Here is a 19,072-nt window from a genome sequence, read left to right on the forward strand (position 1 = left end):
ATGAACATAAGCGAAGAATATACACAAGTACGACAAGTAACTATTGATTTTTGTAGCCATTTAGAAATTGAGGATTATTCAATTCAAGTGGTGCAATTTGCGAGTCCTGCGAAATGGCATTTAGCCCATACTACCTGGTTTTTTGAAACCTTCATTTTAAAAAACTATTTAAAAGGGTATACAGCGTATAACTCCAATTTTAATTTCTTGTTTAATAGTTATTACAACAATGCTGGCGATAGAATTCTACAAGCCAACCGAGGTAATATGTCACGACCTAGTATCGACAAAATTTTCGAATACCGTGAACATGTAGATGCTAACATGCAAGAATTATTAAAAGGTGATTCTGATAAGAAAATAATCGATTTAGTAACCTTAGGTTTAAATCACGAACAACAACACCAAGAGTTATTAATTACAGATGTAAAATATATGCTCGGACATAATCCAATTTTTCCTGAATTCGATTCAGCTTTTAATTTAGTAAAAGATAATAATTCGAGTGACGAAAGTGTAAAAATTGAAGGTGGCACCTACAAAATTGGGCATCAAGGAAAAGATTTTTGTTATGATAATGAATTGGAAGTACACCAAGTTTATGTATCTGATTTTGAAATTAATAATCACTTGGTAACTAATGGTGAATTTATAGATTTTATAGAATCCGGCGCTTACACAGATTTCAACTTATGGTTAGACGAAGGTTGGTCTTGGGTAAATACAAACAATATTAATTCGCCCATGTATTGGCACAATATAAAAGGCGAATGGCACTACTATACACTTTCTGGATTACAAAAAGTAGACAAAAATGCTATACTAAGTCACATCAATTATTTTGAAGCCAATGCCTATGCCGAATGGAAAGATATGCGATTACCAACCGAATTTGAATGGGAAATAGCAGCTCAAAAATTAGATTGGGGCAAGCGATGGGAATGGACAAATAGTGCGTATCTACCCTACCCCAACTTTAAAAAAGAAAATGGGGCTCTTGGGGAATACAATGGTAAATTTATGAGTAGCAAAATGGTATTAAGAGGAGCCTCTGTAGCTACTTCTAAAAACCATAGCCGACCGACATATAGAAACTTTTTTAACCCGGTCGAAAGATGGCAATATACCGGAATAAGATTAGCTAAATAGATGATAGACACATTTAAAATCGACGTGCAAGAAGGTCTTGATGCAAGTCCGAAAACACTTCCCTCAAAATATTTTTACGATAAAAAAGGAGATGCACTTTTTGTTGAAATAATGAATTTACCTGAGTATTATCTTACACGAAGTGAACTAGATATTTTTCAAAACAAAACGCAACATTTAATTGACGCCTTAGACGTAAAGTCAAATTCATATTTCGAACTTATTGAGCTTGGTGCTGGTGATGGTTTAAAAACTAAGGAACTATTAAAGCAACTAGACGTTCAAAATTTTGAGTTTGATTATTTTCCAATTGATATTTCTTCAAATGCACTCGAGTTACTTCAAAAAGACTTGAACACCGAATTACCCAATGTATCTGTAAGACCTCAACAAGGAGATTATTTTAGGGTCTTAGATTCTTTAAAAAAGACTAACAAACCCAAAGTAATATTGTTTTTAGGCTCAAATATTGGTAATATGACCGATGAAGTAGCAGGACAATTCATTTATAATTTAGGATCAAATCTAAACGAAGGAGACAAACTATTATTAGGAGTAGATTTAATTAAAGCCAAAGAAATAGTACTACCAGCTTACAATGATGGTAGTGGAGTAACTGCAGCTTTCAATCTAAATTTAATAGATAGAATTAACAAAGAATTAGGCGCCGATTTTAATGTAGCTAATTTTGAACATCAACCGGAATACAATGAAAAAGATGGGATTGCAAAAAGTTTTATCGTCAGCACTATAAATCAAACAGTAGCAATAAAAGCTATTGGCAAATCGTACAACTTTAAAGCAGGTGAAAAAATACGAACAGAAATTTCTCGAAAATATAACGATGTGTTAATTGAAAAAATCATTGACAAAACAGATTTTACGCTCGAAAAGAAAATAATGGATAGCAAAGAATATTTTGCCGACTATATACTTACTAGACATTAAATTGCTAACAATACCTTCATAACAGCTATTTTTCAGCATCTCATATTTACCATTTTTAACCCAAGATATATCTTAATCACGCTGGAGATAATTTCCATCTTTGTATAACAATAGTGAAAAGATTATAAAAAATATATTATGAAAATAGCAGTTACATCGGCAAGCGGAAAATTAGGTGCATGTATTGTTAGACATCTCATTAAAGAAATAGGTAAAGAGAATGTCATCGGCATCGCTCGAACTCCAGAAAGGGCTGAGCATTTGGATGTAGAAATTAGAAAAGGAGATTATAATAGTATTGAGGAATTTAATAGCGCCTTACAAGGTATAGATGCTGTGCTTTTAGTCTCTGGCATGGACGAGCCCCAAAAAAGAATTCAACAACACAGAAACGTAATTAATGCAGCAAAAAATAATGGCGTAAAAAAAATAGTGTATACCAGCATAGTGGGTGACGAGGAAAAAAATGCTTTTAGCCCTGTCGTACAAAGTAATCGCCAAACAGAAGAAGATGTTAAAAATTCCGGTTTGGAATGGGTCATAGGAAGAAACGGAATTTATATTGAACCGGATTTAGAATACCTAGAAACTTATTTAAAAGAAGGCGAAATTAGAAATTGTGCAGGTGAAGGAAAGTGCACTTATACAAGCCGAGAAGAATTAGGTTTTGCTTATGCTAAAATGCTTGTAGAAGACAAACACAATGGCAATACATACAATTTGGTGGGTGAACCGATTACGCAACATCAACTTGCTGAATATATAAATGAAGTTTTCAATACTAACTTAGTTTACAATCCGGTATCTTTTGAAGCCTATTTAAATGAAAGAAAAGCAGCTTTAGGCGATTTCATCGGAACTGTGATTGCAGGTATTTATGAGGGAATAAAAAGTGGTGCAAATAATGTTCCTTCCGATTATGAAAAAGCTGCAGGAAGGCCCCACAAATCTGCTTTAGCACTTGTAAAAGCATTTTAAAAAACAACATATTTATTAAATCAATTTAGCTTAAATAGGAATTTAGCATCCAAACCAATTTTTCTTGTCCAGAAATTAGATCACTCATTAAAGAAGAAGTTCCTTCATCACTATGATCAGAAGCTAATTCTAAAATTTCCCGTTCTTGAATTAATAATACACTTAGATTGTTCTTAATGGAATTAATTGCCGTATCGCCATCAGATACATTTTTAGTAACTCTAATAGATTTGTTTTCCATATAATCTTCATACGTATGCAATGGGTTTAACCCTAAAGACAAAATACGCTCTGCAATTTCGTCAACTACTTCATTTGTTTCTGTATAAAGTTCCTCAAACTTTTCATGTAAAAAGAAAAAATTTCTGCCTTTAACATTCCAATGCAAACCTCTTAAATTCATATAATAAACCTGAAAATCTGCTAAAAGCGTATTAAGTTTATTAGCAACATCAATTTTATACTCTTGGTTCAATCCTACTGTTTTATTTAAAGTTTCCATAATTGTATTGTTTTTTATTATGAAGTAAAAGTAGCCCTTAAGGCACTATTACAACGTAACTTAGGTTACACACACTATAGATTTAAACTATACTATTATTCATAATTTAATGATTGCAAAAAATAAACCTAACTAAATAATCACCTATCACTTATATATAAAACATAGTGGTGATTTTTAAGACCTAACACAATGCTATAGCCAAATATTAGCAAAAGAAGAACTGACATCTTTTGTTCAATTATTTATTTGCAAAAAAAATAGGCTTATGTGACAAAAGTCACATTTCACCTTAAAAACTCATCGTAATTTTACGATAAGAATTATGAAAAGAAGTTTAGAACATATCATTTACAAAGAAGACACAGAAGTACTAGCAAAGATTGCTAAAGCTTTAGGACATCCCACGAGAATTGCAATTTTAAAACATCTCGAAAGTCAATCATGTTGTTTTACAGGAGATTTAGTAGAGGTATTTCCTTTAGCGCAATCTACTATATCGCAACACCTAAAAGAATTGAAGAATGCTGGTCTTATTCAAGGAGAATTAGAACCCCCTAAGATTAAGTATTGTATTAATAAGAAAAATTGGAATATCGCTAAAGTATTATTTCAACAATTTTTTGAATGATATTTTTTTAATTAACCTATCGCCTATTGGCGATAAACAAATTTTATAGTTATGAGTAAAGTAATTAAAATATTAGGAACTGGTTGTCCAAAATGTAAGACAATGACAGGTGTAGTAAGGGATGTTATCGCAGAAAATAACATTGATGCAAGTATTGAAAAAATTGAAGATATTATGGAAATTATGAAATATAATGTAATGACCACGCCAGCTTTAGTGATAGATGATGTAATCACTATAAAAGGTAGGGTACCATCTAAAGATGAAGTTTTAGCACTATTGAACTAAAAAAAATACAATGAATTATCAGATAAAAGCCACTTCCATTTTTAATGACGATGCAGTAATTCATGTAAAGGAATCGAATATAGGTTTTGGAACTACTTTAAAAACTGCAGATACATTGCCAAACCCTGCTGAACTATTTTTAAGTTCTTTTGCAGCCTGTATGTTAAAAAATGTTGAACGTTTTTCATCTATGATGAAATTCACGTACACAAAAACTACACTAGAGGTAAATGCTACTAGGCTAGAGCATCCGCCAAGAATGGATCATATAATTTATAGCTTAACAATTTACAGTGATGACCAGAAATTAAACACTGCATTGTTACGAAAGAACATTGAAAAGTTCGGAACCATTTACAACACTGTAAAATTATCTTGCACTATATCGGGCACGATTAATAAAATAGAGAATGTTTGATTGGGTTCAAAATATTGCAGATTGGCTAGTTTATAATGTCTTAAATCTAAATAAAGGTCAACATTTAGCAGAAGCTCTAAATTTCTTTATTTACGATACCACAAAAATTTTAATCCTTCTTTTTGTTGTAATCTTCTTTATGGGAATTGTTAATAGCTACTTCCCTATAGATAAGGTTAAAAATTATCTTTCAAAAAATAAATTATACGGGTTAGAATACTTAATGGCTAGCATTTTTGGGGTAGTTACACCTTTTTGCTCTTGTTCATCAGTACCCCTATTTATTGGCTTTGTAAGAGGTGGAATTCCGTTAGGAGTTACATTTGCTTTTTTAATTACTTCTCCTTTGGTTAACGAAGTTGCTATTGGGCTATTTGTTGGTTTATTTGGTATAAAAACAACTTTAATTTACGTAGTAAGTGGTGTACTCTTAGGCACCATATCGGGTATTATTCTTCAGAAATTAAAACTTGAATCTTTTTTAACCCCATGGGTAAAAGAGGTTTTAGCAAATGCACAAAAAGATCAAGATGCCTTTATTGCAGAAAAGCAAACATTAAAACAACGGTTACCTATAATTTGGAATGAGGTAATAAAAATATTGAAAGGCATTATTCCCTATGTAATTGTAGGGATCGCAATTGGTGGACTAATGCATGGATATATTCCAGAAGGCTTTTTTGAAAAATATATGGACAAAGACAACCTTTTTGCGGTACCTATAGCCACAATTCTTGCGGTACCCATGTATTCTAATGCATCTGGTATTTTACCAGTAGTACAAGTATTAGTATCGAAAGGCATACCACTAGGAACAGCAATCGCATTTATGATGGGCGTTGTTGGCCTATCATTACCAGAAGCAATGCTTTTAAAGAAAGTAATGACCATAAAACTAATAGCGATATTTTTCACTGTTGTTACCCTCTGTATTATCATTTCTGGGTATCTATTTAATCTCATTTTATAATTATTGATTTATGAATAAATTAAAGCTACTGTTCTTACTAACAATTACTATCTCTTTATCACAATCTTTAAGAGCGCAGACCACTCCAAAAGTTTATACTAAAGGAGCTATGAAAGATATGGGTACCGAATATAACCTGAAGGTTTGGTTGGACACTTTACCTAACAAATCTAATTTGTTTGCCATGGGACCATATGATAAAATGAAAGGTGAAATAACCGTTGTTGATGGCAAACCTTTTTACGCCACAGCATTTATTGAAGACAAAGCTGTAGTTAGCCAAAGTTGGGATATTCGTTCTCCTTTTTTCGTTTATAGCAATGTAAAAGAATGGGAAGAATTTAGTTTAAACGGTGCACTAAATAGTATTGATGAGATACAGAATAAGGTAGCAGAAATAGCAAAGAGCAAAGGTTACAATTTAGACGAACCATTTGCTTTTAGAATTGTAGGTAAAATGGAACAATTAACTGTTCATATTGTAACGCCTAGAAGTGCTGCTATTGAAGGATATCGAGCAAACGTAAAATCTCAAAAATTCAATTTAGAAAAGGTTAAAGGTCAAATAATAGGTTTCTATTCAAAACAACATCAAGGAATATTTACAGGATCCAAAAGTTTTATACATGTCCACTTTTTAAAAGATGACCAAACATTTATGGGGCATTTAGATAAAATCTCATCTGGCAATACTACTTTAAAACTCTATCTCCCCAAAAGGCAATCGAAGATTAAAACAGGTATGCGAGTAAATGATACCGATTTTTCAAAAGGTCGTTTAGGTAATATTCAGGACATAGACCTTAATGATCTGGTTAAATTTCACGGACATCTTTGCGATGGACTGGTCGTAGGCCATCTAGCCTTGCAACAAGCTTTAGGCGAACTATATTCAGATGGAATTTATGATCGTACAAATACTCGAATCGTAAGTAAATCTTCGCCCTGTTTAACCGATGCCGCTATCTACACAACCGGCGGCAGGTATCAATATAATACCTTTTATGTTTCCGATGATATAGATGGATTGTTTAACGTACAGCGCATAGACACAAAAAAGGTGGTAAAAGTTTCAATGAAAAAGGGAGTGAAACCCGCAGAAATTGACAAACTAGGTTCACTTGCTGTGAAAAGAAAATTACCGGCTTGTGATTTAGATAAATTAAGAAGTATGGAAGATGATTTTACCGAAATGTTACTTTCTACAAATCCTAATGATAATTTTAAAACGACTGAGATTACTAACTTTAAATGGAATCCAGTTTTAGTAAACGATTATACTAAAACCGACATTTTAAATAAAAACAAAGTAAAATGTATTAAGTAAATTACAAGTCTGCGACGATGCTGGTAAACACTTGTGAAACACAGTTGTAATTTGATTTATTTATAGAATAATAGTTTCTACAAGTACGATATGAATTAAAGAATACCCAGCTTCAAATTCTTCAATTAAACCTTTGGCCAATTGTTGGTATACTTTTAGATGATTAAATTCGTCTACTATTGCGTATATCTAAATAAAACAATTCGCTTGCAAAATTTTAAATGAAACAATTAAGACTTCAGAATACCTCAGATAATAACTTTCAAAAAGCATGGGAACTTTACCAAGAAGCTTTTCCTATTGAAGAAAAAAGATCTTTGCAAGGTCAGGCAGATGTTTTAGAAAAAGAAAATTATCATTTTGATATTTTAATTGAAGGGGAAGAATTTATTGGATTTATCCTTTGGTGGGATTTTGAAAATTATAAATACATCGATCATTTTGCAACTGTAAAAGAGCAACGGAATAAAGGTTTCGGAAAATTAATTCTCCATAAAGTGATGGATAATTCGGAGAAGCCTATTTTATTGGAAGTAGAATTACCTAATTCAAACATAAATAAACGAAGAATAAAATTTTACGAAAGAGTTGGATTTAAACTAAATCAACATTATTACGAAACACCGCCAATGGAAATAGGGTTACCGCCATTACAATTATTAGTATTGTCCTATCCAAATCTTATTTCTAAAAATGACATTGAACTGTTTGTAAAAAAGTGTCATCCTATAATATTTAGAGATGAATAATATAGCTTTGTAATACTTATTAATTTTATTGTTTGGTTCTTTTACAAATACCGACAAAATATACCATAATCCTAAATACCAGCAATTGGAAATAATAGAAAGTAATAAAGGTGAATTCACTATTTCTACTGATATAGATAAACTAGATATATCTAGCATTCATAAATTCCTTGCAAACGATGCGGATTGGAGTGCAAATATTCCGATAGATACACTTACCATTTCCATTGAAAACTCACTTAATTTTGGTCTTTACTTTGAAAACAAACAAATTGGTTTTGCTAGAATAATTTCAGATTACGCCACTATTGCATATTTAGGAGATGTTTATATACTAGAAGAATTTAGAGGAAAAGGTTTAAGCAAATGGCTTATGAGCGAAATCATAGCACATCCAAACCTTCAGGGCTTAAGAAGGTGGATTTTGTTAACTGATACCGCCGAATGGCTCTATAAAAAATTCGGTTTTACCGAACTACCCCATCCAGAATTTTATATGGAAAAACACAATCCGAATGTGTACAAAAATTTAGGATAAGCATATTTGAAACAATCTAAACTCATACTTCCAATAATTGTAATCTCGCAATTCTGTTGTACATCACTTTGGTTTGCTGGTAATGGTGTAATAAATGACCTCCTATTAAATTTCAACTTAAATGGTAATGCTTTAGGTCATTTATCATCTGCAGTACAATTTGGATTTATTATTGGCACCTTGGTTTTTGCAATTCTGACCATCGCCGACCGATTTTCGCCATCGAAAGTGTTCTTAGTGAGTGCTATTTTGGGCTCTATTTTCAATCTAGGAATTATATGGGAAGGAAATAATTTAATAAGCTTACTTACACTTCGTTTTTTTACTGGATTTTTTCTTGCTGGTATTTACCCCGTAGGCATGAAAATAGCTGCAGACTATTATGAAAAAGGATTGGGTAAATCTTTAGGATTTTTGGTAGGCGCATTAGTTATAGGCACTGCATTTCCTCATTTACTAAAAGAAATTACAGCAACCTATTCATGGAAATCAGTATTAATTGCAACCACTACTCTTGCAGTACTTGGCGGTATATTAATGGTGACCTTAGTACCCGACGGACCCTATCGTAAAGCAAGTCAGCAATCAAATCTATCAGCCTTTTTTAGTGTATTTAAAAAACAAGAATTTCGTTCGGCTGCATTTGGTTATTTTGGTCATATGTGGGAGCTATATACCTTTTGGGTATTTGTACCGATACTCCTAAAAACTTATACTATTATTCATCCGCAAACAGCATTTAATATTCCACTATTATCATTTATAATTATCGGAATAGGTGGAATAGCCTGTATCTGTGGAGGCTATCTTTCCCAAAAAATAGGCACTAAACAAACTGCCACTATTGCTTTATTATTATCGGGTTTATGTTGCCTAATTTCTCCCTTACTAATCAATACTCAATTTGAATATTTATTTATTGGATTTCTTACTTTCTGGGGAATGGTAGTTGTGGCAGACTCGCCACTTTTATCAACACTAGTAGCCAAAAATGCACCCTCTGAAATAAAAGGTACTGCCCTTACTATCGTCAATTGTATTGGTTTTTCTATATCAATTATCAGCATACAAATACTAACTTTTCTAATTGATATTTATAATACTAATCTTATGTATACGCTGTTAGCGATAGGTCCAATTTTTGGAATAATAGCTTTATTAAAGAAATATAATAAAACAGTAACTGTATTTCCCTAAAAAAGTAATTCACTTACTTAACATATTTCCTTTCTCAAGAAATACCATCTAGCCAAAATAATATTTAGTTTTTCTTATCTTATAATCAAATTACCATTGTACTCAGAAACACCTTTGAAGTTATTTAATCTTAATACCTAATTAAAAGCAATGAAAGTTACAGCAGCACATAATGAGCGTATGGCGAAAATGACATTTTCATCCGTTTATCCGCATTACTTATCGAAGGTTGAAAACAAAGGGAGAACAAAGGAAGAATTGCACACTGTAATTTCCTGGTTAACGGGATATGATGATAAAAAAATTGAATATTATGTAGCGAATAAAACTACTTTTAAATCGTTTTTTGAGAAGGCGAATTTACATGCGAATGCCCATCTTATTAAAGGTGTTATTTGCGGGTATCGTATTGAGGAAATAGATAACCCTTTAACCCAACAGGTTCGATTTTTAGACAAACTGGTAGATGAGTTAGCTAAGGGTAGAAAAATGGAAAAAATACTACGTGTCGAAAAAACGTAATGCTAAAAATTTCTAGGTTAAAAAAAATCTTATAAATAGATTTCTTTCCAATTTTCTATTCAACATTTAATTGCTAAATTGGTGTAAATTACATGTCACTAACCACATATAAATATGATAATTTTAATAAAAATTATTAATAACTAATATGAGTTCATGATAAAGCGTTCTTTACTAATTGCCAGTTTATTTTCCTTTTTATTTGTAGCCTACGGTCAAGTTGAAAATCCACCTGAAAATGTGGTAATTTCTTCAAAAAAGAAAGAGACCAAAGTATTTGAAAATGAAAGTGGTGTGTTACACGTAAATGTTTCACGAAAAAACATCAAAAATTTTAAGAAAAAAGGGGTTATTCAATACAGCGATTTTAATGCAAAAGGCGACGGTAAAACGGATGATATGAATGCTATTGCGGCAACGCATGCATTTGCCAATTCTCACAATTTAAAAGTGAAGGCAGATGAAGGTTTCACTTATTATATTGGTGGAAAAAATCGTTCTGCTGTTATAAAAACGGACACCGATTTTGGAAATGCATCTTTTATAATTGATGACACGAATGTTGAAAATAAAGACACTTCTATTTATCTAGTTCGCTCGAGCAACGAACCATTTAAACTGAATGGCTTAACATCACTAAAAAAGAATCAAAAGAAAATTGATGTTTCTTTAGAAGAATCTAGCTTAATTACGGTAACCAATTCGAATACCAAACACTACATCCGGTATGGATTAAACCAAGACAACGGATCAGATCAGACCGATATTTTCGTAGTGGATAAAAATGGAAATGTAGATATGGACGCACCCATTATTTGGGACTTTGACCAAATAACAGAGGTAACGGCTTTACCAATCGACAATACAACTTTAAAAATTACCGGAGGTATTTTTACAACCATTGCAAATAAGGCAGCATCTAAGTACACCTATTACAGTCGTAATATGGTAATTGGTCGTTCCAATGTAATTGTTGATGGTTTGCAACACCATATTAAAGGTGAAGGAGAACATGGAGCACCCTACAGAGGTTTTGTTAGCACCCGAGATTGTGCATACATAACAATTAAAAACAGTATACTAACGGGCCATAAAACCTATCGCACTATAGGTTCTGCAGGAAAACCTGTTTCGATGGGCACTTATGATCTTTCACTTACGCGTTCACTAAATGTTACCATAGAAAATTGTAGTCAAACTAATGATATAAACGATGGAGCTTATTGGGGACTTCAAAGTTCTAATTATTCCAAAAATCTAGTGTATGATAATTGCACCTTTTCTAGATTCGATGCACATAAGGGAGTTGCCAATGCAACCATCCGCAATTCAACATTGGGCCATATGGGAATTAATGCAATTGGCTGTGGAACCTTAACGATAGAGAACAGCACTATTAATGGTAGAAACCTAATCAATCTCCGTTCAGATTATGGGAGTACTTGGCAAGGAGAAGTATTTATTAAGGATTGTGTTTTTGTACCTTCAGGAGGAAAAAAACCTGCCAGCGCTAGTTTATTTGGTGGTACATATACTGGTAAGCACGATTTTGGATATATCTGTTATATGCCAGAAAAAATCACTATTGAAAACCTTCAAATAAAAGATTCTAGTCATCCTGAAGATTATGAAGGTCCGGCAATTTTCAATAATTTTAATAAGAATATGACAGATAGCACATACCAGGAAGAGTATCCTTCTGTAAAAACTAAAGAAGTTATTCTTAAAAATGTGACTACTGCGAGCGGAAAAGAATTAATGGTAAGCAGTAACCCTTATATGTTTAAAGACGTAAAAGTAATTACTAAATAAAGTATCCTAGAATACAACTATATTAAAGGATGACAAACGTATTAGCAGCGCAATTAAACCAAATAACGAAATTATCGGAAGAAGAGATTTTGTCTATTGAAGAGAGTTTTCCCATGAAGACTTTTGAGAAGGGAACATTTTTATTAAAGCCAGGACAAATTGCTAAAGATTCATATTTAGTTATTGAGGGTTGTATTAGAAAATATTCGCTTGAAGACGGTGAGGAGAATACCATGGAATTTTATATCGAAGGAGATTCCGCTGCCGATTTCAATAGCCTATCGAGTAAAAAGCCATCTAATTATTTTTTCGTCTGTACCGAAGAAACTACGGTTGCCGTTTTAAATACAGCTAAAGAAGCTGCATTGTATAAAAAATATCCCCGGTTCGAAACAATATGTCGCGTAGAGTTTGAAAAAATGATGGGCGAAAAAATCGCTGCCATTGAAAATTTTAATGGCTTAAGTCCTGAAAATAAATATATCGATTTATTAAAAAATAAACCTGAATTAATCAATAAAGTTCCGCAATATCAATTAGCGAGTTATCTCGGTATTAAACCAGAAACACTAAGTCGGATTCGTAAAAGAATTACCCAAAAATAGTTCCCTACTCCTTTTTTTGAGCTACAATATAATATTCTGTTGCAGGTTTATCGATTAAAATATCGGCTTCTACTATTTCGAAACCAGCATTTAAAATAGACTCCTTTAATTCTGCGATACTTAAAAATTTTAAATAAGGCAAGATGGTCAACATTCTTAATAGATAGATTATACAACCCGAGAAAACACCTATAGAAGTTCTCTTTTCTTTTAAACAAGCTGTAGATGTAATTATTCGTCCGTTTGGCTTTAAAAGTTTGTTCATTCGATTTAATACTGCTGTACTGTCTTTAAAATAGAGCAGGATATTAAATGCCAATATCGTATCGAAACTACCTTCTTTATATTTTTCGTCGAAAAGTGTTGTTTGCGAAAATGCTATGTTATCCTTTTCGCTGGCTGTTTTTTTGGCGATGGCTATCATTTTAGATGATGTATCGAAAGCTTCAATCCGCTTAACATCATTAGCAAACGCAATTGCATACAAGCCTGTAGCACAAGCAAAATCGAGTACTACAGCATCCTCTTTTAAATATTTAGGAGTTCTAGTTAATATTTGCTCATAGGTTTTGTCTTTAGCTTTTTTGTCATAATTCTTAGAAAGCTTATTCCAAAATTTCTCAGATTTGTTCATGGTGCTATTTTCAATATACATTAAACACAAAGGTCTGCTAGATAGTGGAATAATTCATTGACTTCAGTCAAGAAATGAAAATATTAGCTCAAGCACCTGTGGCAGCATATAAAATAATTGTGTAGCACTACTCGGATTAGAATGCTAAAAGCGAAGAAAATTTTATCTGTTTATGGTCCAGTACTTTTTTGTATTTTTAAATTATGTATTAATCAATACAGCACTCTCCCCCCTTTCTAGCAATAACAGAGATTACTTCTAGTAATATATTTACAATATCAATTATGAAAAATTACATTACATTTTTAGTTTTCATTCTAATCATTAGTTGTACTACGGAAACAAAAAAATCCGAATTGGCTAAAGTTAATCAAGCTACTTTAGCCAAACATATTGAGCGGCTTGCTTCTGATGAGTTTCTAGGGCGAAAACCATTTACTGAAGGTGAAGTAAAAACGGTAAATTATTTAGAGAATGAGTTTGAAAAATTGGGGCTTTCACCTGGAAATGGAGCCAGCTTTTTTCAAGAGGTACCGATGGTAGAAATTACTGGAACTCCATCTGAAAAAATGATTATTTCTGGAAAAGAAGGCAGTTTTAATTTAGACCTTTTAAAAGATTTTGTTGCAACCACCAATAAAGCAGTTTCTGAAGTTAGTCTTGATACTTCTGAACTTGTATTTGCAGGTTATGGAATTGTTGCTCCAGAATATGAATGGAATGATTATGAGAGTGTCGATTGGAAAGGTAAGACTGCTGTAGTATTAATTAATGACCCGGGTTTTAAATCTGGTGATTCAACTTTATTTAAGGGTAATGAAATGACTTACTATGGCCGTTGGACGTATAAGTACGAAGAAGCGGCAAGGCAAGGCGCCGATGGCCTAATCATCATTCATGATACAGAACCAGCATCGTATGGTTGGAATGTAATAGAATCTGGTTGGTCTGGTTCCCGATTAATTATTACCAGTGATTTACCCTTACTAAAAGTTGAGTCATGGATAAGTGGTGAGAGCGCTCAAAAAATATTTGATGCATCAGTCATGAAAGGACAAGATTATAAAGTACTAGCAAGAAATAAAAACTTTAAACCCATTCCATTAGATTTAAACACCTCCGTTGCGATTAAAAACACTATAAAAAAAGACGTTTCTAAAAATGTGATTGCTGTCGTGCCGGGTACCGATAGAAAAGATGAGTATATAATTTACTCTGCGCATTGGGATCATTTTGGAGTTGGTAAGGCGATTAATGGAGACTCAATATACAATGGAGCAATAGATAATGCTTCTGGTACTGCGGGTCTGTTGGCAATTGCCGAAGCCTTCAAAAATAGTAAAAATACAAAACGTTCTATTGTTTTTATGGCGCTTACTGGCGAAGAGCAAGGATTATTAGGATCAGCATATTATGCAGAAAACCCAATATTTGACCCTAAAAAAACAGTAGCGAATATTAATATAGATGCTTTGGCTAGTCCTGGAGAAATGAAAGATTTGACGATTACCGGTTATGGTCAATCTGAAATGGACGAATATGCTAAAGAAGCAGCACTGAAACAAGACCGATATATAATTCCGGATCCAGACCCTGAAAAAGGGTACTTCTTTAGATCAGATCATTTTAATTTTGCTAAAATTGGCATTCCTGCTTTATACGCTAGTGGTTCTTACGAAGGTTTTGAATATAGTATTGATGAAATAAAAGAGCTTAAGAATTATTATCTTATTAATAAATACCATCAACCCTCCGATGAGTACGATTCTGAAACAACCGAATTAAGTGGCGTGCGATTAGATTTACAATTACTATTTAATGTAGGTTTAAAATTAGCCAATGAAGATTATTATCCAAAATGGAACGAGGGTAGTGAGTTTAAGGCCGCAAGAGAGTAATTTTTGCTTACTTCATTTATTTTTAATTAAGATTTATCAAACAACTAGTCCTCCCTTGGCAAACGTGATTCTTTTTGCGCTATTTGATACACAAGTGCTGCAATTACAGTGGCATTAATTTTCATATCGCGTTCCGGAACATATTCTAAAGCATCTAAATTTGTATGATGTGTTACCGTGCTATAGTTTAGTTTATCTTGAATAATCTGAAACCCAGGAATCTTATAATAATCGAAAACATCGTGATCGGTAAAATTTGTATTCTGAATCGTTAGATTATCTACATCTAAATGCGAATAGGGTGCTAACATTTCTTCAAAAATTGGTTTTACCGCTTCATTGCCTTGCAAATAAATACCCCGCATTTGTCCTGCTCCATTATCCATATTTAAGTAGGCAGAGATTTTCTCAACTTCTTTTTTCCGCTTCGTCTCCTTAACTTTTCCATAGTGTTCTTGAGCATATGCCATAGAACCCACATATCCTTGTTCTTCACCTCCCCAAAGGGCAATTCTAATCGTACGTTTTGGCTTTAATCCTGTTGCTTTAATAATTCGCATCACCTCCATCATAACCGCAGAACCTGCACCATTATCTGTTGCTCCAGAAGCAGGGTGCCAGGAATCGAAATGAGCACCAATCATTACAACTTCATCCTTTAATTTATTATCAGACCCTGTAATTTCCCCTATTATATTTACGTTGTTTTCTGGTTTTAAATAGAGTTCAGAATCTAAATGGAATTTAATTTTTGGACTTATCCCTCTTCCTATTAAACGCGTTAATTTTCCAAAATTTTCTGGTGAAAGTGCAAAATACGGCAATGGTTTTACATGACTTTCTCGAAAGTTATAGGTGCCACTTGGGTGAAGAATACCAGGGTAAAAAGGTGTAGTTCCTAAAATACTCAAAGCACCTTCTTCTTTTAAGAATTCAAAAAAGCCATCATTCTTTCTCATGATGCTATTAAAAATAGCGTCTATATTTTTTATTAATTCAACATTACCAATTGATGGCCCTAGAGGATTATTTGGCGCGGGTACAATCGATTTTTCTGCTTCTTCAATTTCCTCTTCGGTATAACGTGATGACAGTGCATCGAACAACATATTCGATTTTGGAGCTGCGCCAATAATAACTGTTTTTCCTTGCAGTTTACCACTCCATTCATTTTTTACTTTTTCTAAATCGCTATGACTTTCAATCCATATTAAATCACCTATTTGCTCACCGTTAGAACTTTCGGTCCATGCATACGGGTAAGCTTGTATTTTCATGTATGCTGGTTCCGTCATTTCCATATTAAATGAGTTCACCTCCCAACCCATACAATCGTCACAATAATTTTCAAAATACACTTTATCTACACCCCAACTTTCCATGGTTTTCTTCGCCCATTCTGCAGCTGTTAAGTACTGATCTGTTCCTGTTAATCTAGGACCATAAACATCGGACAAGTCTGTGATTAAAGTCATTACTTGAGATTTCTGAAAACCTTCGGTATTAATTTTTGATAGTGCTTGCGGTTTTGTTTGACTGTACATTGTAGCTGTTACAATCAAAAATACTAACGTACATATTTTGGAAATTCTTTTCATAATGTAACTGAAGATTTAATTGGTTTGGATACTATGAATTTAATAAAGAAATATGAAAGTCAACGTACGCACGTAACATTTATTAATTCATCTCTTTTTACTGTAATTATAGATTCCTAATTCGGTTTGTATTCGTTAAATTAGAGGTGCAAAACAAAAGTTACGACCAACAACTTTATACTAGACAAAACCAATCCAAAAACATTTTAAAACTCATGTTAAAAATCTCAAAATCACTTTTACTCATTGCATTTTTATTTGGAATAGCTATACAAACCTCAGCCCAAGAAAGTTGGGAAAAAATAACAACAATAGAAGACCTTTACGACAGCTATCCTGTAGTCGTAAAAAACATGTTAGACCAATTTAATCTAGACTACAAAGGTCTTGAAAAAGCAAAGCAAGCGCGTGAGAACGACAATTTTGTTGAGGCGTCTAAGCAATTACTTGCATACTATAAAAATGGGAATACGGCGCCCGACTTACGACAAGACACACCCCCACAAACTAATAATACTTCTGCTATTGCAGATACAACTTTAACCGATGTTTACATCATACAAAATGTTAGAGGAAAAGTCCCTGTGGGTGCAGATGGTCATCGCGATTGGTATTACAAAGGGCCAAATAATGATAAAGAGTGGGCATGGCTTTCCAATCGCCATACGCAGCTTTTCGAAGTCTATACAGCCTATTTAAATACGGGAAATCCAAAATACGCCGAATATATCGATTTGTTTTTACGCGATTTCATTATTAAAAGTATGCCCTACCCTGCTGTTAAAAGTGGCACTTCAATATGGCGCGGATTAGAAGTAGCGGCACGCGCAAAAAGATGGACTAAAATTTTCTATGGGATGATTAACAATGAGTATGTCACCCCGGCAACTAAACTTTTAATTTTATCAAGTTTACCCGACCATGCCCATTACAATAGAAATTTTCATTCACAAAATAACTGGTTAACTATGGAAATTTCGGCATTGGCAACTGTCGCTGCTTATTTTCCGGAATTAAAAAAATCGGATGATTGGTTAAACTATACGATAGAAACCATGACTGAAAGTATGAAAAAGCAAATTTATGCTGACGGTGTGCAAACCGAACTAACCTCGCACTACCACAATGTATCTATGTTACAATTTGAATTGTTCAAGAACATCTGCAGAAAGGCAAACAAAAAACTACCTGACTTTTTCAATAATACTATAGAAGATATGTACCAGTATATATCGCATATGGTACGACCAAATGGACTACGATTGTTAAATAATGATGGCGACAAAGGCAGTGATGTAAATTACATTTTAAAAGGAGCAAAAAACTTTAATCATCCGGACTGGGAGTATATTGCTACTAATGGTACATCGGGAGTAAAACCTACAGACGGTCCCTCCTATTTTTATCCATGGGCAGGGCATTTAATTTCACGAAGTGGTTTTAACAAAGATGCGCATTGGTCCTTTTTTGATATAGGTCCTTGGGGCAGTGGCCACCAACATAACGATAAATTACACCTCTCGATACATGCTTTTGGCAGAGATCTTTTAGTTGATTCCGGACGCTTTGCTTATACAGGTGAAGTAGCCGAAAAATTTCGTCCCTACGCGAAAGGGAGTGCTGGGCATAACCTCATCTTAATTGATGGTAAAGGTCAAAAGCCAGGTCCCAAACTCGCTAAAAAACCATTGGAAGATTCTTTTTTTAAACTAGAGGATAATTTTGATTATGCCTCTAATTCTTTTGATCAATATATAGATCTAGAGGGTGAGGCAAAACATACGCGTTCTATTTTCTATGTACGTGGAGAGTTTTGGGTGGTTGTAGATCGAATTGAAACTGACAAACCCAGAACTATTGATGCGTTATGGCATTGGCATCCAGAAAACAAAGTTGAACAGCACAAACAGATAGTTCGCACAAATAATGAGCGTGGAAATCTTGCTATTATTCCTGTAGGAACTCAAAAGTTTGATATTAAATTTACTAAAGGACAAGAAGTTCCAGAAATTCAAGGCTGGTATAGCCCGGAGTACAATCTTTTTGAACCAAACATTTCGAGTTCTTATAGCGCTAAGATAGCAGATGACACTACCTTTGTTTGGTTACTTGTACCTTCTGAAGGAGCGACTCCGAAGTTAAAGTCCAAAATTATTAAAGATGATTCGGACCAAATTGAGCTATCGGTAAAATCGAAAACGAAATCATGGCAAATGACAATTCCGTTTGAAAATAGTGCGAAGGCTAAATTGAAAGTTAAATAAGGAGAAAGTATATATAACACCTTAAATTTGCTTCTTTTCCAGTA

19 protein-coding genes are annotated in these 19,072 nt (G+C 33.4%); 16 read left to right on the forward strand and 3 right to left on the reverse strand.

Translation table 11 applies throughout. From position 1 onward, the window contains the following. The 3 genes from egtB to UH7x_RS03785 all read left to right on the forward strand — a co-directional run bounded on the left by egtB (nt 1) and on the right by UH7x_RS03785 (nt 3,075). Nucleotides 1-1,149: an ergothioneine biosynthesis protein EgtB gene (gene egtB, locus UH7x_RS03775; RefSeq protein ID WP_482362389.1), complete on the forward strand. Its 1,149-nt coding sequence runs from the start codon at nt 1-3 to the stop codon at nt 1,147-1,149. After that, nucleotides 1,150-2,097 carry an L-histidine N(alpha)-methyltransferase gene (locus UH7x_RS03780; protein WP_482362390.1) on the forward strand — a complete coding sequence of 316 codons (948 nt, stop codon included), beginning with the start codon at nt 1,150-1,152 and terminating at the stop codon, nt 2,095-2,097. A 138-nt stretch (nt 2,098-2,235) separates the two neighbouring features. Continuing rightward, a complete protein-coding gene (locus UH7x_RS03785) occupies nt 2,236-3,075 on the forward strand; it encodes an SDR family oxidoreductase (protein WP_482362391.1) in 840 nt (279 codons plus the stop codon). A 25-nt stretch (nt 3,076-3,100) separates the two neighbouring features. Here the strand turns inward: UH7x_RS03785 and UH7x_RS03790 are convergent, their stop codons facing one another. Continuing rightward, nucleotides 3,101-3,577: a Dps family protein gene (locus UH7x_RS03790; RefSeq protein WP_482362392.1), complete on the reverse strand. Its 477-nt coding sequence runs from the start codon at nt 3,575-3,577 to the stop codon at nt 3,101-3,103. Between the two features lie 325 nt (nt 3,578-3,902). Here UH7x_RS03790 and UH7x_RS03795 point away from each other — a divergent pair, with 325 nt between their 5' ends. From UH7x_RS03795 to UH7x_RS03845, 11 genes are all read left to right on the forward strand, one after another. Then, entirely contained in the window at nt 3,903-4,208 is a 306-nt protein-coding gene (locus tag UH7x_RS03795; RefSeq protein ID WP_482362393.1) for an ArsR/SmtB family transcription factor, read from the forward strand. Between the two features lie 51 nt (nt 4,209-4,259). After that, nucleotides 4,260-4,496 (forward strand): thioredoxin family protein, encoded by a 237-nt coding sequence (locus tag UH7x_RS03800; protein ID WP_482362394.1) that lies wholly within the window; start codon nt 4,260-4,262, stop codon nt 4,494-4,496. Between the two features lie 10 nt (nt 4,497-4,506). Then, nucleotides 4,507-4,914 carry an OsmC family protein gene (locus UH7x_RS03805; RefSeq protein WP_482362395.1) on the forward strand — a complete coding sequence of 136 codons (408 nt, stop codon included), beginning with the start codon at nt 4,507-4,509 and terminating at the stop codon, nt 4,912-4,914. After that, a complete protein-coding gene (locus tag UH7x_RS03810; RefSeq protein ID WP_482362396.1) occupies nt 4,907-5,884 on the forward strand; it encodes a permease in 978 nt (325 codons plus the stop codon). The genes UH7x_RS03805 and UH7x_RS03810 overlap by 8 nt, the downstream gene beginning before the upstream one ends. Nucleotides 5,885-5,894: 10 nt before the next feature. Next, nucleotides 5,895-7,211 (forward strand): acetolactate decarboxylase, encoded by a 1,317-nt coding sequence (locus UH7x_RS03815; protein ID WP_482362397.1) that lies wholly within the window; start codon nt 5,895-5,897, stop codon nt 7,209-7,211. A 221-nt stretch (nt 7,212-7,432) separates the two neighbouring features. Next, entirely contained in the window at nt 7,433-7,960 is a 528-nt protein-coding gene (locus UH7x_RS03820) for a GNAT family N-acetyltransferase (protein WP_482362398.1), read from the forward strand. Between the two features lie 85 nt (nt 7,961-8,045). Next, the gene (locus UH7x_RS03825) at nt 8,046-8,498 is read left to right on the forward strand and encodes a GNAT family N-acetyltransferase (RefSeq protein WP_482362399.1); all 453 of its coding nucleotides are present in this window, start codon (nt 8,046-8,048) and stop codon (nt 8,496-8,498) included. A 6-nt stretch (nt 8,499-8,504) separates the two neighbouring features. After that, nucleotides 8,505-9,695, forward strand: coding sequence for an MFS transporter (locus UH7x_RS03830; protein ID WP_482362400.1), 1,191 nt, complete (start codon nt 8,505-8,507; stop codon nt 9,693-9,695). Between the two features lie 150 nt (nt 9,696-9,845). After that, nucleotides 9,846-10,217 carry a DUF2200 domain-containing protein gene (locus UH7x_RS03835; protein ID WP_482362401.1) on the forward strand — a complete coding sequence of 124 codons (372 nt, stop codon included), beginning with the start codon at nt 9,846-9,848 and terminating at the stop codon, nt 10,215-10,217. Between the two features lie 156 nt (nt 10,218-10,373). Continuing rightward, complete coding sequence (locus UH7x_RS03840; protein WP_482362402.1) at nt 10,374-12,029, forward strand: hypothetical protein; 1,656 nt, start codon at nt 10,374-10,376, stop codon at nt 12,027-12,029. 29 nt (nt 12,030-12,058) lie between these two features. Further along, nucleotides 12,059-12,634 (forward strand): Crp/Fnr family transcriptional regulator, encoded by a 576-nt coding sequence (locus tag UH7x_RS03845; protein WP_482362403.1) that lies wholly within the window; start codon nt 12,059-12,061, stop codon nt 12,632-12,634. Nucleotides 12,635-12,638: 4 nt separating this feature from the next. Here the strand turns inward: UH7x_RS03845 and UH7x_RS03850 are convergent, their stop codons facing one another. Beyond that, nucleotides 12,639-13,268, reverse strand: a complete 630-nt coding sequence (locus UH7x_RS03850) for a class I SAM-dependent methyltransferase (protein WP_482362404.1) — start codon at nt 13,266-13,268, stop codon at nt 12,639-12,641. A gap of 284 nt (nt 13,269-13,552) precedes the next feature. Here UH7x_RS03850 and UH7x_RS03855 point away from each other — a divergent pair, with 284 nt between their 5' ends. Beyond that, entirely contained in the window at nt 13,553-15,166 is a 1,614-nt protein-coding gene (locus tag UH7x_RS03855; RefSeq protein ID WP_482362405.1) for a M28 family metallopeptidase, read from the forward strand. A gap of 44 nt (nt 15,167-15,210) precedes the next feature. Here the strand turns inward: UH7x_RS03855 and UH7x_RS03860 are convergent, their stop codons facing one another. Next, the gene (locus UH7x_RS03860) at nt 15,211-16,764 is read right to left on the reverse strand and encodes a M20/M25/M40 family metallo-hydrolase (RefSeq protein WP_482362406.1); all 1,554 of its coding nucleotides are present in this window, start codon (nt 16,762-16,764) and stop codon (nt 15,211-15,213) included. Between the two features lie 215 nt (nt 16,765-16,979). On the opposite strand from UH7x_RS03860, the gene UH7x_RS03865 reads away from it, so the two are divergent. Beyond that, nucleotides 16,980-19,028 (forward strand): alginate lyase family protein, encoded by a 2,049-nt coding sequence (locus tag UH7x_RS03865; RefSeq protein ID WP_482362407.1) that lies wholly within the window; start codon nt 16,980-16,982, stop codon nt 19,026-19,028. The last annotated feature ends 44 nt before the right edge of the window (nt 19,029-19,072 follow it).

This window comes from Aurantibacter sp. UH7 (assembly GCF_056839165.1).